Source organism: Melissococcus plutonius ATCC 35311 (genome assembly GCF_000270185.1).
Lineage (GTDB): Bacteria > Bacillota > Bacilli > Lactobacillales > Enterococcaceae > Melissococcus > Melissococcus plutonius.
This window is the reverse complement of record NC_015516.1, coordinates 454579-474243: the sequence shown is the minus strand read 5'-3', so window position 1 is coordinate 474243 and position 19665 is coordinate 454579. Positions and strand designations below refer to the sequence as shown.

General features: G+C 30.4%; 11 protein-coding genes and 1 pseudogene. 8 read left to right on the top strand and 4 right to left on the bottom strand.

Features of this window, described 5'->3' with window-relative positions; all coding sequences use genetic code 11:
- The first annotated feature begins 354 nt into the window (after nucleotides 1-354).
- The 4 genes from MPTP_RS02000 (at nucleotide 355) to MPTP_RS01985 (ending at nucleotide 6852) form a co-directional block, all read left to right on the top strand.
- Nucleotides 355-1584 (top strand): aminoacyltransferase, encoded by a 1230-nt coding sequence (locus MPTP_RS02000; RefSeq protein ID WP_013773362.1) that lies wholly within the window; start codon nucleotides 355-357, stop codon nucleotides 1582-1584.
- A 508-nt stretch (nucleotides 1585-2092) separates the two neighbouring features.
- Nucleotides 2093-3643, top strand: a complete 1551-nt coding sequence (locus tag MPTP_RS01995) for a ClC family H(+)/Cl(-) exchange transporter (RefSeq protein WP_013773361.1) — start codon at nucleotides 2093-2095, stop codon at nucleotides 3641-3643.
- A 367-nt stretch (nucleotides 3644-4010) separates the two neighbouring features.
- Nucleotides 4011-4850 (top strand): BglG family transcription antiterminator LicT, encoded by an 840-nt coding sequence (licT, locus tag MPTP_RS01990; protein ID WP_013773360.1) that lies wholly within the window; start codon nucleotides 4011-4013, stop codon nucleotides 4848-4850.
- A gap of 127 nt (nucleotides 4851-4977) precedes the next feature.
- Nucleotides 4978-6852, top strand: coding sequence for a beta-glucoside-specific PTS transporter subunit IIABC (locus MPTP_RS01985; protein WP_013773359.1), 1875 nt, complete (start codon nucleotides 4978-4980; stop codon nucleotides 6850-6852).
- Between the two features lie 405 nt (nucleotides 6853-7257).
- On the opposite strand, the gene aspD is transcribed toward MPTP_RS01985, so the two are convergent.
- The 3 genes from aspD to MPTP_RS01970 all read right to left on the bottom strand — a co-directional run bounded on the left by aspD (nucleotide 7258) and on the right by MPTP_RS01970 (nucleotide 11640).
- Nucleotides 7258-8898 (bottom strand): aspartate 4-decarboxylase, encoded by a 1641-nt coding sequence (gene aspD, locus MPTP_RS01980; protein ID WP_041363466.1) that lies wholly within the window; start codon nucleotides 8896-8898, stop codon nucleotides 7258-7260.
- Nucleotides 8899-9207: 309 nt separating this feature from the next.
- The gene (locus MPTP_RS01975; protein ID WP_231849654.1) at nucleotides 9208-10914 is read right to left on the bottom strand and encodes a hypothetical protein; all 1707 of its coding nucleotides are present in this window, start codon (nucleotides 10912-10914) and stop codon (nucleotides 9208-9210) included.
- Nucleotides 10915-11424: 510 nt separating this feature from the next.
- Complete coding sequence (locus tag MPTP_RS01970) at nucleotides 11425-11640, bottom strand: hypothetical protein (protein WP_231849653.1); 216 nt, start codon at nucleotides 11638-11640, stop codon at nucleotides 11425-11427.
- Nucleotides 11641-12028: 388 nt separating this feature from the next.
- Here MPTP_RS01970 and MPTP_RS01965 point away from each other — a divergent pair.
- From MPTP_RS01965 to nagB, 3 genes and pseudogenes are all read left to right on the top strand, one after another.
- Nucleotides 12029-12412, top strand: a pseudogene (locus tag MPTP_RS01965) (hypothetical protein); the annotation flags it as partial.
- A gap of 268 nt (nucleotides 12413-12680) precedes the next feature.
- Nucleotides 12681-14381, top strand: coding sequence for a cellulase family glycosylhydrolase (locus tag MPTP_RS01960; RefSeq protein WP_013773354.1), 1701 nt, complete (start codon nucleotides 12681-12683; stop codon nucleotides 14379-14381).
- 574 nt (nucleotides 14382-14955) lie between these two features.
- The gene (gene nagB, locus MPTP_RS01955; protein WP_013773353.1) at nucleotides 14956-15657 is read left to right on the top strand and encodes a glucosamine-6-phosphate deaminase; all 702 of its coding nucleotides are present in this window, start codon (nucleotides 14956-14958) and stop codon (nucleotides 15655-15657) included.
- 481 nt (nucleotides 15658-16138) lie between these two features.
- On the opposite strand, the gene MPTP_RS01950 is transcribed toward nagB, so the two are convergent.
- The gene (locus MPTP_RS01950) at nucleotides 16139-17785 is read right to left on the bottom strand and encodes a peptide ABC transporter substrate-binding protein (protein WP_013773351.1); all 1647 of its coding nucleotides are present in this window, start codon (nucleotides 17783-17785) and stop codon (nucleotides 16139-16141) included.
- 739 nt (nucleotides 17786-18524) lie between these two features.
- Between MPTP_RS01950 and MPTP_RS01945 the strand changes: the two genes are divergently transcribed.
- Nucleotides 18525-19445 carry a helix-turn-helix domain-containing protein gene (locus MPTP_RS01945; protein ID WP_013773350.1) on the top strand — a complete coding sequence of 307 codons (921 nt, stop codon included), beginning with the start codon at nucleotides 18525-18527 and terminating at the stop codon, nucleotides 19443-19445.
- Nucleotides 19446-19665 lie beyond the last annotated feature (220 nt).

Sequence of the window (19665 nt, the reverse complement as noted above, 5' to 3'; positions counted from 1 at the left end):
ATTTCGATTGTTAAGGTCATTTATTAAAAACAGTTCTTCAATTTTCTTTCACAAATACCTAAAGAGCAGACAAAATAAAAAACATAAAAACAAATTATCCATAAAAAGTCATGAATCATTGATAAATCTTTGTTTAGTAATACCCATTTTAAACTATTTCACTCAATCATCCTATCTGTTTAAGAAAAAGTTATTTTATTCCTAGTCAATAACTGATAGAAGACTTTGCCTTCTGTTTAGTTTAGTAGTAAAATGCATATTAAATAGATATAATATAAACAATCTAAATTCATTTTATAAAATTTTGAATTAGATAGTTTAAAATCAAATTATTTACAAGTTGGAGATGAACGGATGAAACAATTTATAGAATTATCTGAAGCAGAATTTAATCTATTTTCTACACATCATCCTAAAGAAAATTATTTACAAACAGTTGAGATGGCTCACTTGCTTAAAATACGCGGTTGGAAAGTGAATTATGTTGGATTAAAGAATGATGAACAAATCATTGCTGCGGCTATGCTTTCTGGTCTACCAATTAAATTTGGCTATTATTATAATATAGCTGGTGGTCCATTAATGGACTATGAGAATCAGGAAGAAGTAGAATTCTTTATAAACGGATTAAAGAAGTACACAAAAGAACGTAAAGGTCTATATTTAAACTTCACACCAAATTTAGTTTATCAGTATCGAGATAGTGATGGAAATGCTATAGGACAGCCTGATCATAAAATACATAACACCTTAATGGCATGTGGATTACAACATGATGGATTTAAAACCGGTTATGCTAATGAAAATCCGCGGATAGTTTATACCAAAGATTTAACAAATATTACAACAAAAGAACTAACCAAAACATATAATCGTTCTACACGGACGAAAGTAAACAAAACAGCAAAAAGTGGCATAAAACTTAGAGAACTTTCTAGAGATGAATTACCATTTTTTGAAAATGTTATGCATCATACAGCGGATAGACAAGATTTTCATGATAAAGATCTTGCTTATTATGAAACACTCTATGATTCATTTAATGGAAAAGCGCATTTTATGGTGACAGAGTTAAATTTTTTCACTTATGCAAAAGATATACACGAAAAAATAGAAAAATTAAATAAAAAAATAGAGCAACTAAAAGATATACCGGCTAAAGAAAATCAAAGAGAAAATGCCAAGGTAGAACTTAATGCATTAGAAGTTCGTTTAGAGGAAATAAAAGACATTATGAAAGAAGATATAGAGGAAGAAGAAATTTTAGCTGCAGGACTTTTTATCGAAAATGCACGGGAAATGCTTTTCTTATTTGGAGGCATGTATGACAGATATAAAAATTTCTTATCTCCTTCTTATTATTTACAGCATGCAATGATGGAGAAAACCATTGAAAAAGGGTTATCTCGTTATAACTTTTATGGAATTTCTGGTATTTATGATGGCTCTGATGGTGTACTTAACTTTAAAAAAGGGTTTGAAGGGATTGTTGAAGAGCAAGTAGGTACTTATACTCTTGTAGTAAATACACAAAAATATCAATTATATCGTATGTTAAAAAATTTAGTAGCAAAGACGGGTTAACTTAGAAGCCATCCATGATAGAAATAGTCATTTTTATTATGGATGGTTATTTTTTAAATAAATTTACGCTATCTCTCTATAAATGAAAATGAATAATCTGTCAATCTATCCATCATTTTTATTTTTCTTATACAGATTAAATAAATATTTTTCTTTTTTTACTTGTAATTTAATTCTTATTCTTATTCTCATTTTTCAAATTAATAACTATATCGACTTCTTGATGTCCAAATGATATAAGAAAACTGGATATCTTTTTTACTTTCATAAATGATTTATTTAAATGCTTATTTTTCCTCAATTTTTAGGTTTATTCATTCTACGTTTATCTTTGATAGGAAAAAGATATTAATTTATCTAAATAATAAGTATTTTTATTCATACAGTCATTGTATTCATATTCTATTTCTAATTCTTTCTTAAGAATGATCATTCTTAAGAAAGATATTTTTATGATATACTGTACTTTTATAAACTTGTATTATCATTAATGATTGGGAGGAATTGAATGGTTAAAAAAATTAAAAAATTAGATTTTACTAGAATTGATTTTATTTTTAAAGGTATATTGGTTGGAATATTCGTTGGTTGTGTTGTAACACTTTTTAGAATTTGTGTTGAATCTTTCAGTCAGTGGGTCATTAAATTTTATCATTATTCTCATCATCATCTTCTCTATCTAGTTGGAATTTTATTATTCTCAATAATTATTGGTATAATTTTAGGAAAATTATATAAAAGTGATCCTAATATTAAGGGAAGTGGCATTCCACAGGTAGAAGGTCAGCTCATTGATAAAATTTCAGTAAATTGGTTTTCTGTTTTATGGAAAAAATTTCTAGGTGGGATACTTGCTATTGGATCTGGTTTATTTTTAGGTCGTGAAGGTCCTTCGATTCAATTAGGTGCAGTTGTTGGTCAGGGAATCAATTCATTTTTAAAGGGTTCTAAGACAGATGAAAAAATTCTAATATCGAGTGGCGCAAGTGCTGGATTAGCTGCAGCATTCAATGCCCCGCTTGCTGGAATTCTATTCGTTTTGGAAGAGATTCACCATTCATTTTCACCACTCATTTGGACAACTTCCTTTGTATCTGCTCTAACAGCAGATTTCATCTCTTCTTACTTTTTTGGTTTAAAACCTGTCTTATATATGGGAAAAGTAGCGAGTTTTCCTTTATCCTATTATTGGTTGCTTCCCTTATTAGGTGTCGTTGCAGGAACTTTAGGTTGGATTTATCAAAAGATTTTACTATTATCTTCCGATCTATATCAAAAAATTTCATTCATTCCTACTTGTTATTATGGAATGATTCCTTTACTGCTTGTAATACCAATTGGCTATTTGTCTACAAATATGTTAGGTGGTGGTAGTCAAATTATTTTGGAAATTTCTAAAAATAATCATATACTGCTCTATCTTTTATTTTTATTTGTTGTTCGATTTGTTTTTTCGATGGTATCTTATGGATCCAATTTACCAGGAGGTATTTTCTTGCCTGTTTTAACCCTTGGAGCAATCATTGGCGCGTGTATTGGTAATGTTGCTATTAATCATTTAGCTATAAATCCAGAATTTTTAAGAAATTTTATCATTTTTTCAATGGCAGGGTACTTCGCAGCAATAAGTAAGGCACCATTAACAGCTATTTTGCTGATAACAGAAATGGTAGGAAATTTTTCTAATTTAATGTCTGTTGGTACCGTGGTATTAACCAGCTATATAACGATTGATTTGCTTGGTGGTAGTCCAATTTATGAATTATTATTAGAAAGAATGATCCAGGATGATTCATTTAATAATGTATACAAAAAAAAGATAACCATTGAAATTCCAGTAACAGTTGAAACCTATCTAGATGGCAATATGATTAGAGATGTCCAGTGGCCGGATGGTATGCTCCTCACTTCCATTTATCGAGGAGAGAGCGAACTATTGACACTTGGCGATACAATCATACATTTAGGCGATATTTTAGTTATTTTGACAGATACGACAAATTCAGATAAGATAAGACAATTTATTCAACGGCGTTCCAAGGAATTTCAACAATTTTAGTCACTAATTCTAATTAATTTTATAGATTCATTTGGCTATAAATTATTCAACTACATAGAAATTTTTTAATTACATAGAATGAGTATAAACAAACAGATAGCAATCGTATTAAAATGATTTCATTAGGTCACTTTTACAAAAACCGATAGGAAGGAAGCATACTTCATCAAGTTTATTTTCTTTCTATCTGTTTTTATTTAAAAAATTAAGTCCTTATTTTGAAAAGGGTTGCAATAAAAATTTTTCTGTGTTATTGTTAAATCAATTACAAGGATTGTTACTGCTTGGCAGGCAAAACCTAGATTTACCATAATTTTTTGGCAAATTCTAGGTTTTTTTATTTTATCGTAAATTAAGGTGGTGAATAATGGTTATTGATAAAATTTTAAATAATAATGTAGTTATTTCAAAGAATGCAGCGAATGAGGAAATCATTTATATGGGTTGTGGTTTAGCCTTTAAGAAAAAAATTGGTGATTCCATTGATCCAATGACAATTGAAAAAGAATTTATTTTAAAAGATTCTGTAACTGCCAGACAGTTTCAACAACTCTTTGCTGATGTTCCTACAGAAGAAATCGAGGTGATAAAACAAATTGTAGACCTAGCAGAAAAGAACCTACATATAGAACTTTTACAAACTATCTATTTAACTTTGACCGATCATATTCATTATGCATTACTACGAGCAAGAAAAGGAATTGAATTACCAAATCCTCTATTATTCGAAACACGCAAATTCTATCCAAAGGAATTTGCTGTTGCTGAGGAGGCCGTTGAAAAAATTCATCAAGTCTTTAATATTCAATTGCCTGAATCTGAAATTGGGTTCATTGCTTTTCATATTGTAAATAGTGAACAAGCAAATCAGACTATGCAGGTAACCATGCAATCTGTTGAAATCGCTCGAGATATTTTATCAATTATTCATCGATTTCTTGGAAAAACGCTCAATCCTGATTCTTTAAATTATCAACGTATTGTCACTCACTTAAATTATTTTGTAAAACGTTACTTGACGGATGAGTTATCTTTAGAAAGAGATGAATTTTTATTTGCGCTTATCCAATCCAAATATCCAAAATCTTTTCAAACTGTTCAGCAAATTACGAATTATTTGATCAAGACTTATGGAAAATCAGTTGGTGAGACTGAAAAAATTTATCTAACAATTCATATTGAAAGAATTGCTAATGATAAAAAATAAGAATGAATCAATAAGGGATTGTTACTGATTCACAGGCAAAACCCAGATAGAAAACCTAGGTAAAAATTAATTTTTTTACTACGTTTTTCTATCTGGGTTTTTATTATTTAATTAAAGGAGAAAAAGAATGAACAAAAATCAAGAAACTGCCCTATTTATTTTAGATTCTATTGGTAATAGAGAAAACATCATCAGTGTGGTTCACTGTGCCACACGCTTACGTTTTAAACTAAAAGATGAAAACAAAGCAGACACTGAGAGACTGAATAAGAATGACTATATTATTCAAATAGTCAGAAGTGGCGGTCAATATCAAGTTGTCATTTGTAGTCATGTTGGTGATATTTATCGAGAAATAACTGATTTAGTTCATTTAGATGTAGATGGAAAAGATACTAGTGACAAAGGAAATATTTTTAATCAATTGATTGATATTGTCTCTTCTATCTTTACACCTTTTCTTGGTGCCTTAGCTGGTGCCGGTGTTTTAAAAGGATTTTTAACCTTGGCAGTCGCACTGCATTGGTTTACTGATAAATCTGGTGTTTATACACTGCTATTTGCAATTTCGGATGGTTTATTTACCTATTTACCCGTCATTTTAGCCTTTACAGCCGCAAAAAAATTTAAGACAAATCAGTATTTAGCTGTTTCTCTGGCTCTAGCACTTGTTCATCCGAGTATTACAGCTTTAGCTGGAAAAAATCTAAGCTTCCTTGGTATTCCTGTGATTATAGGTGCAAGTGCTTATACTTCATCTGTTATTCCAATTATTTTAGCGGTTTATTTACAACAATATGTAGATAATTTTTTCAAAAAAATTATTCCTAGTTTTTTACAGATTATCTGTGTTCCTCTAGCTGTTTTTCTGATTATGGCGCCAATTACTTTTATTGTTATTGGGCCCATTGGAACCATACTTGGTGATGGATTAGGTAGTATCTATGGAAGTATTTATCGCTTAAGTCCAATTATTGCTGGTATAGCAATGGGTGGTTTATGGCAGGTATTTGTTATGTTTGGGATGCATTGGGGACTTATACCTATCATGATGGTAAATTTGAATTCGCTAGGTTATGATACTATGTCACCTATGCTATTACCAGCTGTTTTAGCACAGGGAGGAGCTGCTCTTGCTGTCTTTTTCTTAACTAAGAATATTAAATTAAAAGGGATTGCCCTCTCCTCAACCATTACTTCATTGTTTGGCATCACAGAACCTACCGTTTATGGCATGACGTTACCTTTAAAAAGACCTTTTATCGCTGCATGTATCGGTGGTGCCATTGGTGGTGCTTTTGTCGGCTTTAATAATGTTAAAAATTTTAGTTTTGGCTTAATTGGTTTATTAAGTTTACCTGGCTTTATTCCACCAAATAGCAAAAACATGGCTGGACTCACGGCAACGGCAATTGGTACAGCAATGGCTTTTATCCTTGCTTTTGTACTAACATTTATTTTACGATTTAGTGAAGAACCACAAGCTGAAACTATTACTTCAGAAACGAATCATACTAAACATGCTTCAACTGTTGAATCCAAGAAAAAACAAATGATTTTAGCTAGTCCTCTAGCAGGAAAGGTTATTCCACTAACAGAGGTTAAAGACCAAGTATTTTCTTCAAATTCTTTAGGTAAAGGTGTTGCTATTGATCCAAGTATTGGTGAGTTGTATGATCCAGCTGATGGAACAATTACGACTTTATTTCCCACAGGACATGCTGTTGGCATAACAACAACAGACGGAATAGAGATACTAATGCATATTGGTTTAGACACAGTTGAGCTAGAAGGAAAAGGATTCAATCTAGATATAAAACAAGAACAAAAGGTTAAAAAAGGCGACCGACTAGTAACTTTTGATCTTGAAACGATTAAAACGGCGGGATATTCTCCTCTTACACCAATTGTTATTACGAATTCAGCTCAATACTTTGAAGTACTTGATATGGATCAAGATGAAATAGTAGTTGGTGAGAGTCTTTTATCAATTTTAAAATAAGCATTAATGAAACGAAAATATAAATCTACCCAAAAAATTCTTTAAATCAAGTTATTTCTCAAAAAAATAGGGTAACTATTAATCAATATTGCTAATAGTTCTCTTGATGTATGTCTTAATTTGAATGACAAATTATTATAATTAATTCGTTCATTTGAAAAATCTAATAAATAACAATAATTTAATTTTTTACCTTTCTCTTATGGATGAATAACTACCTGAAAATAAATCATTAACCCCCATGAAAAAACAATTCAATCGTTCCTTTAGCGTATCCCAAAATTAAATAAAAAAGCTGATATGAAAGAAACTTTCTATATCAGCTTTTTAGCTTGTATCCCAAATGATGCATAATATAAACTAAAACTTTTAAACGAAACAAATAGATTTGAATTTTTGGTATTATTATTCAGCAAGATTCTTTTTTACAGTAATTACTTTAGCGGATTTGTCTTTGTTTTCCAGCCATTTTTTTTGAATGGTATCTGCTAAATGAATAATTCGTTTCCCAACTTCCTTATATTGACTAGTAGATAAGTTAGCAAGTGAAATTCGGATTGACCAATCATCACTGCCAAAATCATTGGTCCTTAAAAGCATTAATTGTTCTTCTTCCGCCAACGATGTCAGAAATTTTGTTACAGTCCAATCATTTTTAAAATATTCTGAAAATTCTCTACCATAACGTTTTTCTAGCCATTCTTTAAAATTAATCTCACAATAATAAGAAGTATTGAGTTCTTCTAATGGCTCTTCTAAATCAAGAGTTTGATAAAGTAATTTTTCTCGTGAACGACAGATGTTCATAACTTCTTGTTTGTAGTTTTTTCCTTTATCTAATAAGGCATATAAGCTAAATAAAGTCATCATTACTTGTTGTGCTGAAGATAAACCAGCAGTATGATTTAATGCAATATCCCGACTATCTGCAACTAAGCGATCAATAAAAGTTAATTCTTCTACATTTGATTTTAATGAGCAATATCGCTTTTGTAGCTGTTTTTTCTGATCAGATGATTGTTGGTGTAGTAGTTGATCAAACAGATTTTCATGGCTAACTGCAATCGTCCCTATACGCCAGCCAGTTGCACCAAAATACTTAGAATAAGAATAAATACAGGCAGTATTAAATGGCAATTCGGCAAATAAGGAATGAAAGTCATCTACAAATGTACCATACACATCATCTGTTATGATCATTAATTTAGGATTATCATTTAACACAATTTTCTTAATTTGCTTCATTGTTGAATAACAGATTGCATTGGCAGTAGGATTACTTGGATTTACAACAAAAACAGCCTTAATACTTGTATCCTTTAATTTATCAATTTCTTCCTCTGAAAATTGACAACTGTTCTTTTCATCTAGTTGTGTCTGTTCTGCAGTGATTTTAACAACCTCAAAATCATAATGTGCTAACTCTGTTAATTCTAAATAGGGTGCAAAAGTTGGCAACATTAACGCAATTTTATCTCCCTTTTTTAGCAAAAAGTTATTTATTAATGTATCAAATAAATAACAAATTCCTGCTGTACCACCTTCAACGGCAAAAATATCAAATGGTTTTGCTTGATCTGAAAATAATTCTTGATTCAGATAGGCTTTTATGGCTGGCTCACAAGCAGATAAACAATTAGCTGGATTTGGATAGTTATCACCAATAATAGCGTCTAAAATCTGATCTAACCATTCTGTTTTTTCCATCCCTAGATAATCATTTCCATCATTCCAAATATTGATTAAAAATTCTCTACCCTTACCAGAATGTTGTGTGAGAAAAGCTAAAAAGCGCTCTGCACGTGTTTCACTTTCAGAGACCATGCCTGCTGTTGCTCTATTTTCATCAATCAATGTTTCTTGTACGGCAAATTGTCCAAGTAAGAAAAAAGCGTCTCTTGGTGTTGGCGCTGTCCAATTCGGATTTCCTCGTCCGGCATTTAACCAATTTTCAATATTCTGATTTTTTTCATGAATTTTCTTTTCTAAAAATAAGCTTAGTTCAAATGGGCTTAAACTTTCAGCAAATTCCTTATTTTCACTCATTCTCTCACCCTTATCTAAATTCATCATTACACTATACATTACTCGTTTGACGGATCGACTGCAAGATGTTTATGATAATTTTATTAAAAATAACAAAGAAAATAGAAAATAATAGAAATTTTTTCATTATTATTGCATTTACAACTATCTATTCAATTTTAATTATTTGTCTACTATAATTACAACTAATACGCATTTTATTTTTTCTAACTTCATGATTAATATTTAGGTTAAAAATGGAAAGTAGAATAAAAAGGACAATTCAGTTAGAAATTCTAACTGAATTGTCCTTTAGCCATTTTCATTAATTTATTTTCTTATTTTGCCATGATTACAGACGATGAATACAATAAGCAGACACACCCAACTACCTATTGTAATCAGCAAACATAAAGTAAAGTAAGAAGGAGACTGATAACGAATCATCAATTGATTGGTGCCTTTTTTCTGATTGATGATTGGTGTTCCTATTGCACCAAGCGTAAAATCAGTGCTTTTTAGTTGTTTACCGTTAAATGTTAGTTGGGTTGCAGCATACTTGATGATAGGAACTGAAACTTTTTTCGTTGATGTTGACTGCCATGTAACAACTAATTGATTTCCAACTACCTTTTTTGTAAACCGATTAGAAGCATGAATGATGGTATCTCTATAAACATGATACATATTTCGATTCTTTTTTTGATAGATTGGCAAATAATCTGGTGTTGGTTTTTGAACGGCTCTGAGCGATTGGTCCATCTTTGTAGAGAAGAAAGAACTTTTTGTTTTTATTATTTCTTGCTTTTTTATAAATGTTGATCCTCGACGAGCGATTGACTGATTGGTTTGATGCCAACGTAAGGAAGTAGAATGAATCAGTAAAACTGTTTGCAATACACTTAATATGATAATAAGATTACCAATTTTTTTTAAATTTTTCATTTGAATAAACGATTCTTTTAGTGAATATGCAAATAAATAAATTCCCAAATTAGTTGCAGGAATAAAAAAGCGAAAAGGGAATTGAGTAAGTTCTGCCAACCAAAATTTTTTTCTGATCAAATCATCCCAGGGAACTAAACTACTCGATAAAAGTAAGAAAACAAGCAGAAGTAGAAATGCAAACTTGGATAACAGATTCATTTTTTTCCAGTATTTTAAACTTAAAACGAATTGCAAAACTAGAATAACACTTATTATGATTGGACTAATTAACCAATAAAAGGAATGTTGATTAATTGTTGATTCACTCATTTTGGTATTCGTATAGACTGTTGCAATAGAATTTTGACCATAAATACTAAATAAACTTAACCAGATATTTAAAGTTAAACAAATAAATAAAAAAAGTGAACAAAGGCTATCCCAGAAAAAACGTCCTTTTTCTGAACTATGAATGAATAGATAAAAAATAACCGGCAAGTAACAAGCAACTAACAAACCTGCACTGAATAAATGAATTTGAAACATCAAAGCAACTGCTAAACTTAATGGTATTACTGGTATTTTCTTTTGATTCACCAAAGTAAGCATTGGAAGTAAACAAAGTGGAAAAAAGGCGGCTCCCCAACTAGAAAATCCTTGTCGAATGGTCCAGTATTGAATAGAATAGGTGCTCATATAAATAAGTGCTCCCCATAAAGCAAGCCTATTAGATTGAATGGCTTTTTTCAAAAATAAAAACATCATTGAACCAGCGATAAAGTAAAGTACACTATTTGAGAGTAGTTGGTAATGAAACCATGAACCACCCATTAATGCCAATAATCCTTGAAAATAAGCCATAAATGGTCCATAAAGTGCATTAACGATTCTACCTGATTGCTGAAAATCATACAAAGACAGATAATAAGAAAAATTCCCTTGTTTTATTTGCATCATGGTTTCATAAAAACGATTAAAATGAATCATTGCATCCGAACCAATAATCATACTTTTTGATAACCATTTAGGAAGTATAAATAAGAAAGTTACAAATCCAATAATGCTAAATGGAATAGACTTTTTTAATGGATGATTCGCCAATTTGTTCACACTTTCTATTATTTATTAAAGTTTCCTAGCTGTATAACTTATAAACATTAAGCTAAGTTATTAAAAGCAATCTCTTCTTTCACTATACAATCTTGAGTAGCTTTCATCAAAAGATTAAACAGAATTAGATAGATCTATCTAATCCATTGTTACTTCAATGTATCTAATTACATTTAGAAATTTTGTTATTTGATTACTAAAAAACTTTTGATCTTTATCAACTGACAAATAAATGATATTTGTGACTAACTATTTTTATCTAACATAGCAATAGCTATATATTTATTTTTATTGCTTATTCAGCTACTTGATTAAATGAAGCAGCTTGATTTCAATGTATGGTTTGGTAAAAGATTATCTTTCTATATCTATCGCTCGATTATTATCTAATGAAGAATTCTCAAATAAAGAATACTATATAAAAATTAAGGCTGATTGGTCCTAATTTCTATATAGTATTTTTTCACTAATGGTTTATCACTTGTTATGAATCAACGATTTATAGTTAGTTTAAGCTAATTGAACAGTTATTTTTTCATCAGTAATTCGTTGTTTTATTGTAGGTTTTTCTGAAAAATGAATAACTAATTCAACATTTTTAATATTGGTTGTCTGAATGAGTAACTCATCTTGTTGGCGATGGTAATTTATTATAGTAGCTTGTTTTCCAAATTTATGCTCAATGAACAGAATATTTTTGACTGCCAACAGTGGCAGAACGGACAAAAACTAAACTATCTTTTATCCCTTTTTCATTCCATCATTCTCATTCTCATTCTAAATTTCAACAGATTGACCATTTTTTACAAAATTTGTCAATCGTTCTTCTAAGCAATAAATTTTTCATTAGGTGCTAAAATGAATTCTTTATGAATAATTATGAAACAAATTTGGCAACTATTTCTATTTATCAAAGAGATTCCAGTGGTGAAAAGGCGTCAAATAGTTTAATCTATATTAGTATCAGTACTAATACCAGTACAGAAACTAGAAACTATTGAATTATCCTAAATAAACATATCTATTTAGGTGCGAATGGTGCTGCTGGTGAAATTGGACAGTTGAACCTAATATATGGAAATTCTCCTAAGTCAAGAAAAAAGTTGAAGACTATGGTTCACAGACAGCTGTAATAGAAAAAGTAAAGAAAAAGCTTGATCGCTCTTCTCTTTCATTTACTACTCTTTGTCAATTATATAATCAGGAAAATCTAATGGTTCATGCCATTCTTGATGAATTTACTACAAATATAGCCAATGTCGTTAATAATGTTTGCTTAAGTTTTGATCCTGAAGTGATTATTTTCACCTCTTTCTTATTGGAAGAAATCCCTTCTCTATTAATTGATATCAAACATAAAACTTCATCATTAACAATCAGAACAACACCATTAGAAATTTCGAACAATTCTAAATATGCAACACAATTAGGTGGCTATGCACTTTTGTTACGTCATTTTTTCAATTTAGAAAATTTTGGTTTACACCTAAAGATTTAACAAAAATAATTTCAAAATTTCTTTGATGCATTTATTTTTTTAATAGAAAACATTCTCCTTAATCGATAAAAGTTATAGTGTAATTTATTGAACCGATTGGAATAAATAATTAGAATCATAGCTATCAACAAGATCGAAGCAACAGCAAAATAAATAACAAATAGTTGACCATTATTATTTATTTCCATTTCACTCAATGGTCTAATCGCTATTTCTTATATATTATTCATCTTACTAGTTTTTACACAAAAATGAATGGAGGAGAAAGATGAAAAAATTTATTATTTGTTTATTGTTTGTTGGACTGTTTAGCTTAATGGGAATACTAAACAGTAGCTCTGCTGAAGCACAAGAGTCTTCTTCTATCGATTATGTTCAAAAGATGGGAAAAGGTTGGAATTTAGGCAATTCGTTTGATGGATTTGATCTGAATAATCAGCATGCTTATGAAGAAGCTTGGGGAAATCCACGAATCACGCGTGAGTTTTTGAAAAAAATTAAGCAACAAGGATTTACTAGTATTCGGTTACCCTTTTCTGTGATTAATCGTCAAAATACAGCAGGAAAAATCGATCCAGAATTTCTAGCTCGTTATAAACAAGTCGTTGATTGGGCAGTTGCTGAAGGTTTCTATGTTATGGTTAATTTACATCACGATTCTTGGCAGTGGCTTGCAAAATGGAATGGGGATAAAAACCAATCTGAGTATTTACGTTATGTGACTATTTGGCAGCAACTTGCTAATGAATTTAAAGATGAATCAGGAAAAGTCAGTTTTGAATCCATCAATGAACCAACGTTTGAGGGAAGTAAAGAACAGGCAAATGAAAAATTGAAAACGATTAACCAAGCTTTTTATCAAACAGTAAGAGACTCTGGTGGTAAAAATGCAACTCGTTATTTAATTTTGCCTACCTTATACTGTGATGCGAATCCAGAAGCAATGAATCTTTTATACCAGTCCATCTTAGCATTCAATGATCCCTATCTCATTGCAACCGTTCATTATTATAGTGAGTGGGTTTATAGTAATAGTTTAGGCATTATGGGGTTTGATGATCTTTTATGGGACACGACAACATCAAGGAAAAGTGCTGATCGGCTATTTCAGCAAATGAATGAACAACTAATCAATCGAGGTATTGGCGTAGTTATTGGTGAGTATGGCTTATTAGGTTATGATCTATCAGAAGAAGCGAACGATCCGGGTGAAACTTATAAATATATTGAATATATGAATAAAAAAGCCAGTGAGAATAAAGTATCCTTAATGTTGTGGGATAATGGACAACATTTTGATCGCTTAAAAAATACTTGGAAAAAACCTTTCTTTGGTGATATTGTAACAAAATCAATCGATGAACGCTCTGCTTATGCCACTGGTTATCAACATACCTTTATCAAGCAACAGACACAACAAATTGATATTCCAATAACTTGGAATCATCACAAACTTAAAAACATCCAATATAATGGGGAATTATTAAAAGAAGGTAGCGACTATTCAAGTACAACAGTTGGTATTACCTTACTTCCTCACTTTGTTGCCCAACAAAAACAGGGTGCTTTTGAGAGAAAAGACACATTGACCTTGGTTTTTGATGGTGGTGCGAACTGGTTACAACAGATTTATTATAGCAAGCAGTCTGAATTATTCGATGCAAAAGGCGATCTAGGTCAAACGTTCACTATTCCAGTAAAGTATAATGGACAACGATTTAAAAATGGTTCTTTAAAAAATGCCAATGGCCAAATCATCTCAAGTAATCCTTGGTGGAATTACCTGATCAATTACCAAGAATTTTCACCGAATTATCAAAAAAATAACCTAACTTTATCAAGTGACCTCACAAAGTTAATGCAAGAAGGAATGACCTATACATTAACCATTCAAACCTATCAAGGCGAATCTTATACCTATCAAATTAGAGTAGTCAATGGACAACTAATTGGTAAAAACTTCAAATAATCCATAAAGTAAAGCTATAAAAATTCTCTAAAACAATTTGAGAATTTTTATAGCTTTACTATTTTTGTGTTTGATCGCCTGAACACTATTCCCTATTCGTTAGAATGATTTTTCTCTTTAAAAATTGATTTTATTTACAGAAATAGATGATTGATTAGAATCTTACAAGTATCCTTATTGCTGGTAAATCAACTAAAATAGGTTTATTAATTTTTAATATATCTAAAATTCGTTTATGATTTCTGTCAATCATTTAATAAATCGAAATGGAAAATATGAATAAATACAATCAATGCCTATTTTAAATCTATTATCTGATTTAGTTTATTGCCTATCTTACTACTGGAAAATGATGGTTAAAAACGAAAATAAGACAAGCTTAGTTTCTAACTGCTATTCATCCTTCATTTTTAGTTTTAATAATTATTTATGCTATTCATTAGCGGTTGATAACAAAATATTCTTAGCTTATTTTGTTAAAATTTTTTTGTTAATTTGGTCTAGACATTTCTTGCAACTTTTTATAAGGTGTGTTAAAATCGGTATATACCAAGCAATAAGGGAGTGTTTAATTATGCAAATCATCCGTGTAAAGAATGCTGATGAGGGCGGAGAAAAAGCCTTTGCAATGATCCAAGAACAAATGGAAAAAGGCATCCACGTTTTAGGATTAGCCACTGGTAGTACACCTGAAACGCTCTATCAACAAATGAGAAATAGCTCATTAGATTTTTCAGCTATAACTTCGATTAACTTAGATGAATATGCTGGCTTAAGCGGTACGGATAGCCAAAGTTATCGTCATTTTATGAATGAAAAATTATTTAATAAAAAATCCTTTAAGGAAACTTTTGTTCCAAACGGAAAAGCTGAAGATCTAGCCGCGGAATGTCAACGTTATGATCAAATTATTGCTGAATATCCAATTGATATTCAAATTCTAGGAATTGGACGGAATGGTCATATTGGTTTTAATGAACCTGGAACGCCTTTTACAACAACCACTCATATTGTTCAATTAACTGAATCAACGATTGAAGCAAACAAACGTTACTTTGACAAGAATGAAAACGTACCTACACATGCTATATCGATGGGCATTCAGTCTATCATGCAAAGCAAACAAATTATCCTAATGGCTTATGGTGCTGAAAAAGCTGAAGCAATTAAGGGATTAATCAATGGTCCTATAACTGAGCGGGTACCTGCTAGCTGCCTACAAAAGCATCAAAATGTTACAGTTATCCTTGATGCAGCTGCTGCAGCCCAATTATAAATCATGTTTCATGAACAACTAAACATATAGAAGAAAGTAAATAGAAATAAATTTAATTTACTGTATTCAACATTTGCTTATAACACTTAAAAAAGCAAAGCACATAGAACATTTTATTTTACTAAATCTCTAGATAAAATAGGAATAGATGATAAAAATCATTAGCAATAAAAAAACGATTGAATTAGGCATCATAGCCTCATTCGATCGTTTTTTATTGTTTATCTTGCTTATGGGTTCCTTCGTTCCTTCCCAATTGTCTAGTTCATATTTCAACATTAAGATAACATAAATTCCTATTTAAAATGCTTTTGATCCAATGGAATTCCTATTTTACTTTTGTTTATTTAGCATTTTATTAGCAATTGTAAAATCAATCATAAATAGCCTCACTGTTTGATTATTAATGATTGCTTCATTGGTTAAATGCTTTTATGATATTCTTAAATACACCTAATAGCTATCTTTTAAAAACATACAATCATTCATTAATTGATGCCCATTTCAGTTCATATCTAGTATTGATTGGATGATAGATAATGTTTTTGACTTTTGCTTGACACAAACGTGTATCGACAGAATAATACAATGGCACAACACCCATATCGTTCATCAGTATATTTTCTGCCTTCACTAGCTTATTCCATCGCTCTTCTGGTTGATTTCTCTCACTATTCATAGCCTGATCTACCAGTTCATCATATTTTTTATTGGTATATTTACTATGGTTATTAAAATTTTTGGTTGTAAATAATTCAAGAAAACTTGTTGGATCTGCATAGTCAGCTCCCCAAGCAGCAATGGCTACCTGAAAATCACCCTTGTTTACCCGATCCAGTAAAACCGAAAAAGGAATCGAGGTGATACTGACCTTTAATCCCGGTAACGTCTCTGATAAAGTTGCTTGTAAATACTCTGCCATTTTCTTAGGCATTGCCATGTCGTCGGTTAAAATATTCATCTCTAATGAAGAAAAATTTAGTTCTTTCTTTGCTTTCTCCCAATCACTTTTTGCTTGATTTGCATCATGCTGAATAACAGAATTTGTTTCTTCCGTAAAATCTTGATGTGTTTTCGGATTGCTCACAAATTTTTTAGGCACTAATCCAACTGCTTCTGTTGCACCATCTGCTAATACATTATTTACCAGTTCTTTTCGATTAATGGCATAAGAAATTGCTTTACGCAAATTTACATTACGATAAGGTGAATCCGATTCCTTTTGATTAAACTCAAGATAAGAAGTAGAAGAACGATCTATCGATAAAAAGCTTGGATCATTTTTCATTTGAGGGACAAATTCACTTGCCAAATAAGTCGTATCCACTTGACCTTGTTTAAATAGATTTAAAGCAGTCGCTCCTTCTTTTACTACACTCAGGTTGACTTTGTCTAATTTTACCTGATGCTTGTCCCAATAGTGAGTATTTTTTACATAAGACAAAGTATCGTTTGAACCTGTTGCTTGATAGCCACTTAGTACAAATGGGCCATTATACACAGCATTTTGACTTTTAGCAGCATATTGGTCGCCAAATTTCTTTACCATATCACTTCGTTGTGGAAAGAAAGTAGGCAGTGTCAATAGATACTCAAAGTAGGGTGTTGGTTTATTCAAGGTAATCTCTAATTGATAATCATCAATGGATTTAATACCTAATTTTGATTTATCCATCTTGCGTTCAGCAATGGCCTCAGCATTTTTAACCGGTTTGAAAAAATAAGTGGTCGTTGAAGCAAGTTTCGGATCAACAGTGCGTTGCCAACTATACACATAATCTTGGGCTTTCACCGGTTTACCATCTGACCAAGTCGCATTTTTTCTTAATTTAATCGTATAGGTTTTTCCATCTTTACTAAGCGTTGCTTTTTCAGCCGCACCAGCTGGTTGTGGAAGATGATCTTTATCTAAACGATAGATTCCTTCATCTACATTATTTAATGCATTTAAGCTGACTTCATCAGCTGCCAAAGAAGGATCGGTTGTTGTTATGACTGCTTTTTCTATGTAATTCAGTGCCTGTTTAGGATGTCCAACTTTCCTAATTGTACTTGTTGTACTACTACAAGCTGTTAGTGCGATACTACTGACTAAGAGAATCATCAAACTGGATAGCTTTATCTTCATAAATAGACTCCTTTATAAATCGTTTATTATTGATCATGAAAATAATCTGGACAAATAAAAAATCATTTATGATCACTCCTATTTTCCTAATCAGAAAATAAGTCTAACACATCTTAAATGATTTTTAGTTTATAATTGCGGATAAGAAAGCTTGTTCAGAGGAAGCATTTTAGCTACCTATTTGTTTTCAAAAAGTAAAGCGGAAACATTTTTTATTATAAACCAGCCTAAGGTTTATTTATTTTTTATTCTATGATAAAATACCAATATGTTAATCATTTAATTAGTTAACTAGAGAGGATAATACTTCCCCGATCATGTTTATCTTTATCATCCATTAAAGTAAAGTGATACACATATTATCCTCCCTAGTTAACTAATTAAACATTGTAGCCGAATCTATTACAGAGTCGGCTATTTTTTAACCTTTTTAATATATTAAAAAAGTTATGGAAGAATCCATGGAAAATTACTGATTATAACGTTATATACATACATATTTATCACTCCTTTTAAGGTATCATTTCCTTAATGAATAATTATATTTTAGACTAGTTATAAGGCGTTTTCAATAAAAAAAAGCACATATAATATTTTTTGTTTTTTGTTAATATAACATTATTATATATAAAGTTAATAAAAATAAACTAGAATATATATATAGTTGTCATTTTTTTGATATATAACTCATAAATTTTAATAAAAAAAATATTATTAATTTGACAAAAAAGGAGTACTTATGAATATTTTAGAAACATTAAAATTTTTTCGTACACAAAAAAAGATAAAACAAAAAGATATGTTACCAAACCATACCCCAGGTGCTTATAGAAATATAGAAATAGGAAAAACAAATTTAACGGTTGCTAATTTAATTAACTTTTGCAACAAATTAAATATTACATTGGTTGAATTCTTTCTAAATGTTGATGATCTAGATACCGAAAATTATAGAATCAATCAAACAGAAAAACAATTAAAAAAATGCTGTAATGATCCAACCTTTGAATTAGGGAAACAAAAATTATTAAATGACTACTATTGGTTGACTAATAAAAAGGATAAATCCATTCGTGAACTAAATACATATCTAAACATTAAGGTAGCTTTTTATGATACTTGGAAAGAGGTATCGCCAATTAATTCACAAGATATTGAATTAATTAAAGATTTATTATTCAAACAATCTATATACACTCATTATGACTACTATATGTTTGCTAATACATTGCTTTATCTAGATGAAGAAACAATAAATATATTAATGAAAAAATTATTTCCAGTTACAGACCCAAATAAAAGAAGTTACCAAACCATGTATATGGCTTATTCAGTCTTTCCGAATCTAGCAACAAAGTATTTATATGCCAGAAATTATAAAAAAGCGCGTTACTATGTGAATAGAGGCAAATTACAAGTTATAAAAATTGATTATGTATATATTAACTTACATTTAAATTACCTAGAATATACTTTAAATTATCTAGAAACTTCAAAGAAAAGTGACTATAACAAAGTTATAAAGATCATTGAAGCATTCGAAACAGTCTATGGAAAACAAATGGCTAATGCATTTAAAGAAGAATTTTCCGATTTAATTACATCAAAGGTACCATTGAATCTCAATCAAATTACAAAAATACTCTATACAAACCAATAATCAATAATGGTAGTTCTATACTGTCTAAACCTATGGTATGTTTTTAAAAATAATTGGAACTATTGGATGAGATATGAATTTTATTAGAGGAAAGATACTATTGCAAAGTTAAATGATCATTTGCAAAACAGGTAATTGCAGTAACTGATTCAGCAAGTTTGGCATATTTTTAGGAATGGTTCATTGCTTTGTTAAAAGACACTTCTGTTAAATTGAATGA

Excerpts from the sequence above, each read along its gene's own strand:
- MPTP_RS02000 (WP_013773362.1), top strand. The coding sequence starts at position 355 with ATGAAACAATTTATAGAATTATCTGAAGCAGAATTTAATCTATTTTCT.
- MPTP_RS01995 (WP_013773361.1), top strand. The coding sequence starts at position 2,093 with ATGGTTAAAAAAATTAAAAAATTAGATTTTACTAGAATTGATTTTATT.
- licT (WP_013773360.1), top strand. The coding sequence starts at position 4,011 with ATGGTTATTGATAAAATTTTAAATAATAATGTAGTTATTTCAAAGAAT.
- MPTP_RS01985 (WP_013773359.1), top strand. The coding sequence starts at position 4,978 with ATGAACAAAAATCAAGAAACTGCCCTATTTATTTTAGATTCTATTGGT.
- aspD (WP_041363466.1), bottom strand. The coding sequence starts at position 8,898 with ATGAGTGAAAATAAGGAATTTGCTGAAAGTTTAAGCCCATTTGAACTA.
- MPTP_RS01960 (WP_013773354.1), top strand. The coding sequence starts at position 12,681 with ATGAAAAAATTTATTATTTGTTTATTGTTTGTTGGACTGTTTAGCTTA.
- nagB (WP_013773353.1), top strand. The coding sequence starts at position 14,956 with ATGCAAATCATCCGTGTAAAGAATGCTGATGAGGGCGGAGAAAAAGCC.
- MPTP_RS01950 (WP_013773351.1), bottom strand. The coding sequence starts at position 17,785 with ATGAAGATAAAGCTATCCAGTTTGATGATTCTCTTAGTCAGTAGTATC.
- MPTP_RS01945 (WP_013773350.1), top strand. The coding sequence starts at position 18,525 with ATGAATATTTTAGAAACATTAAAATTTTTTCGTACACAAAAAAAGATA.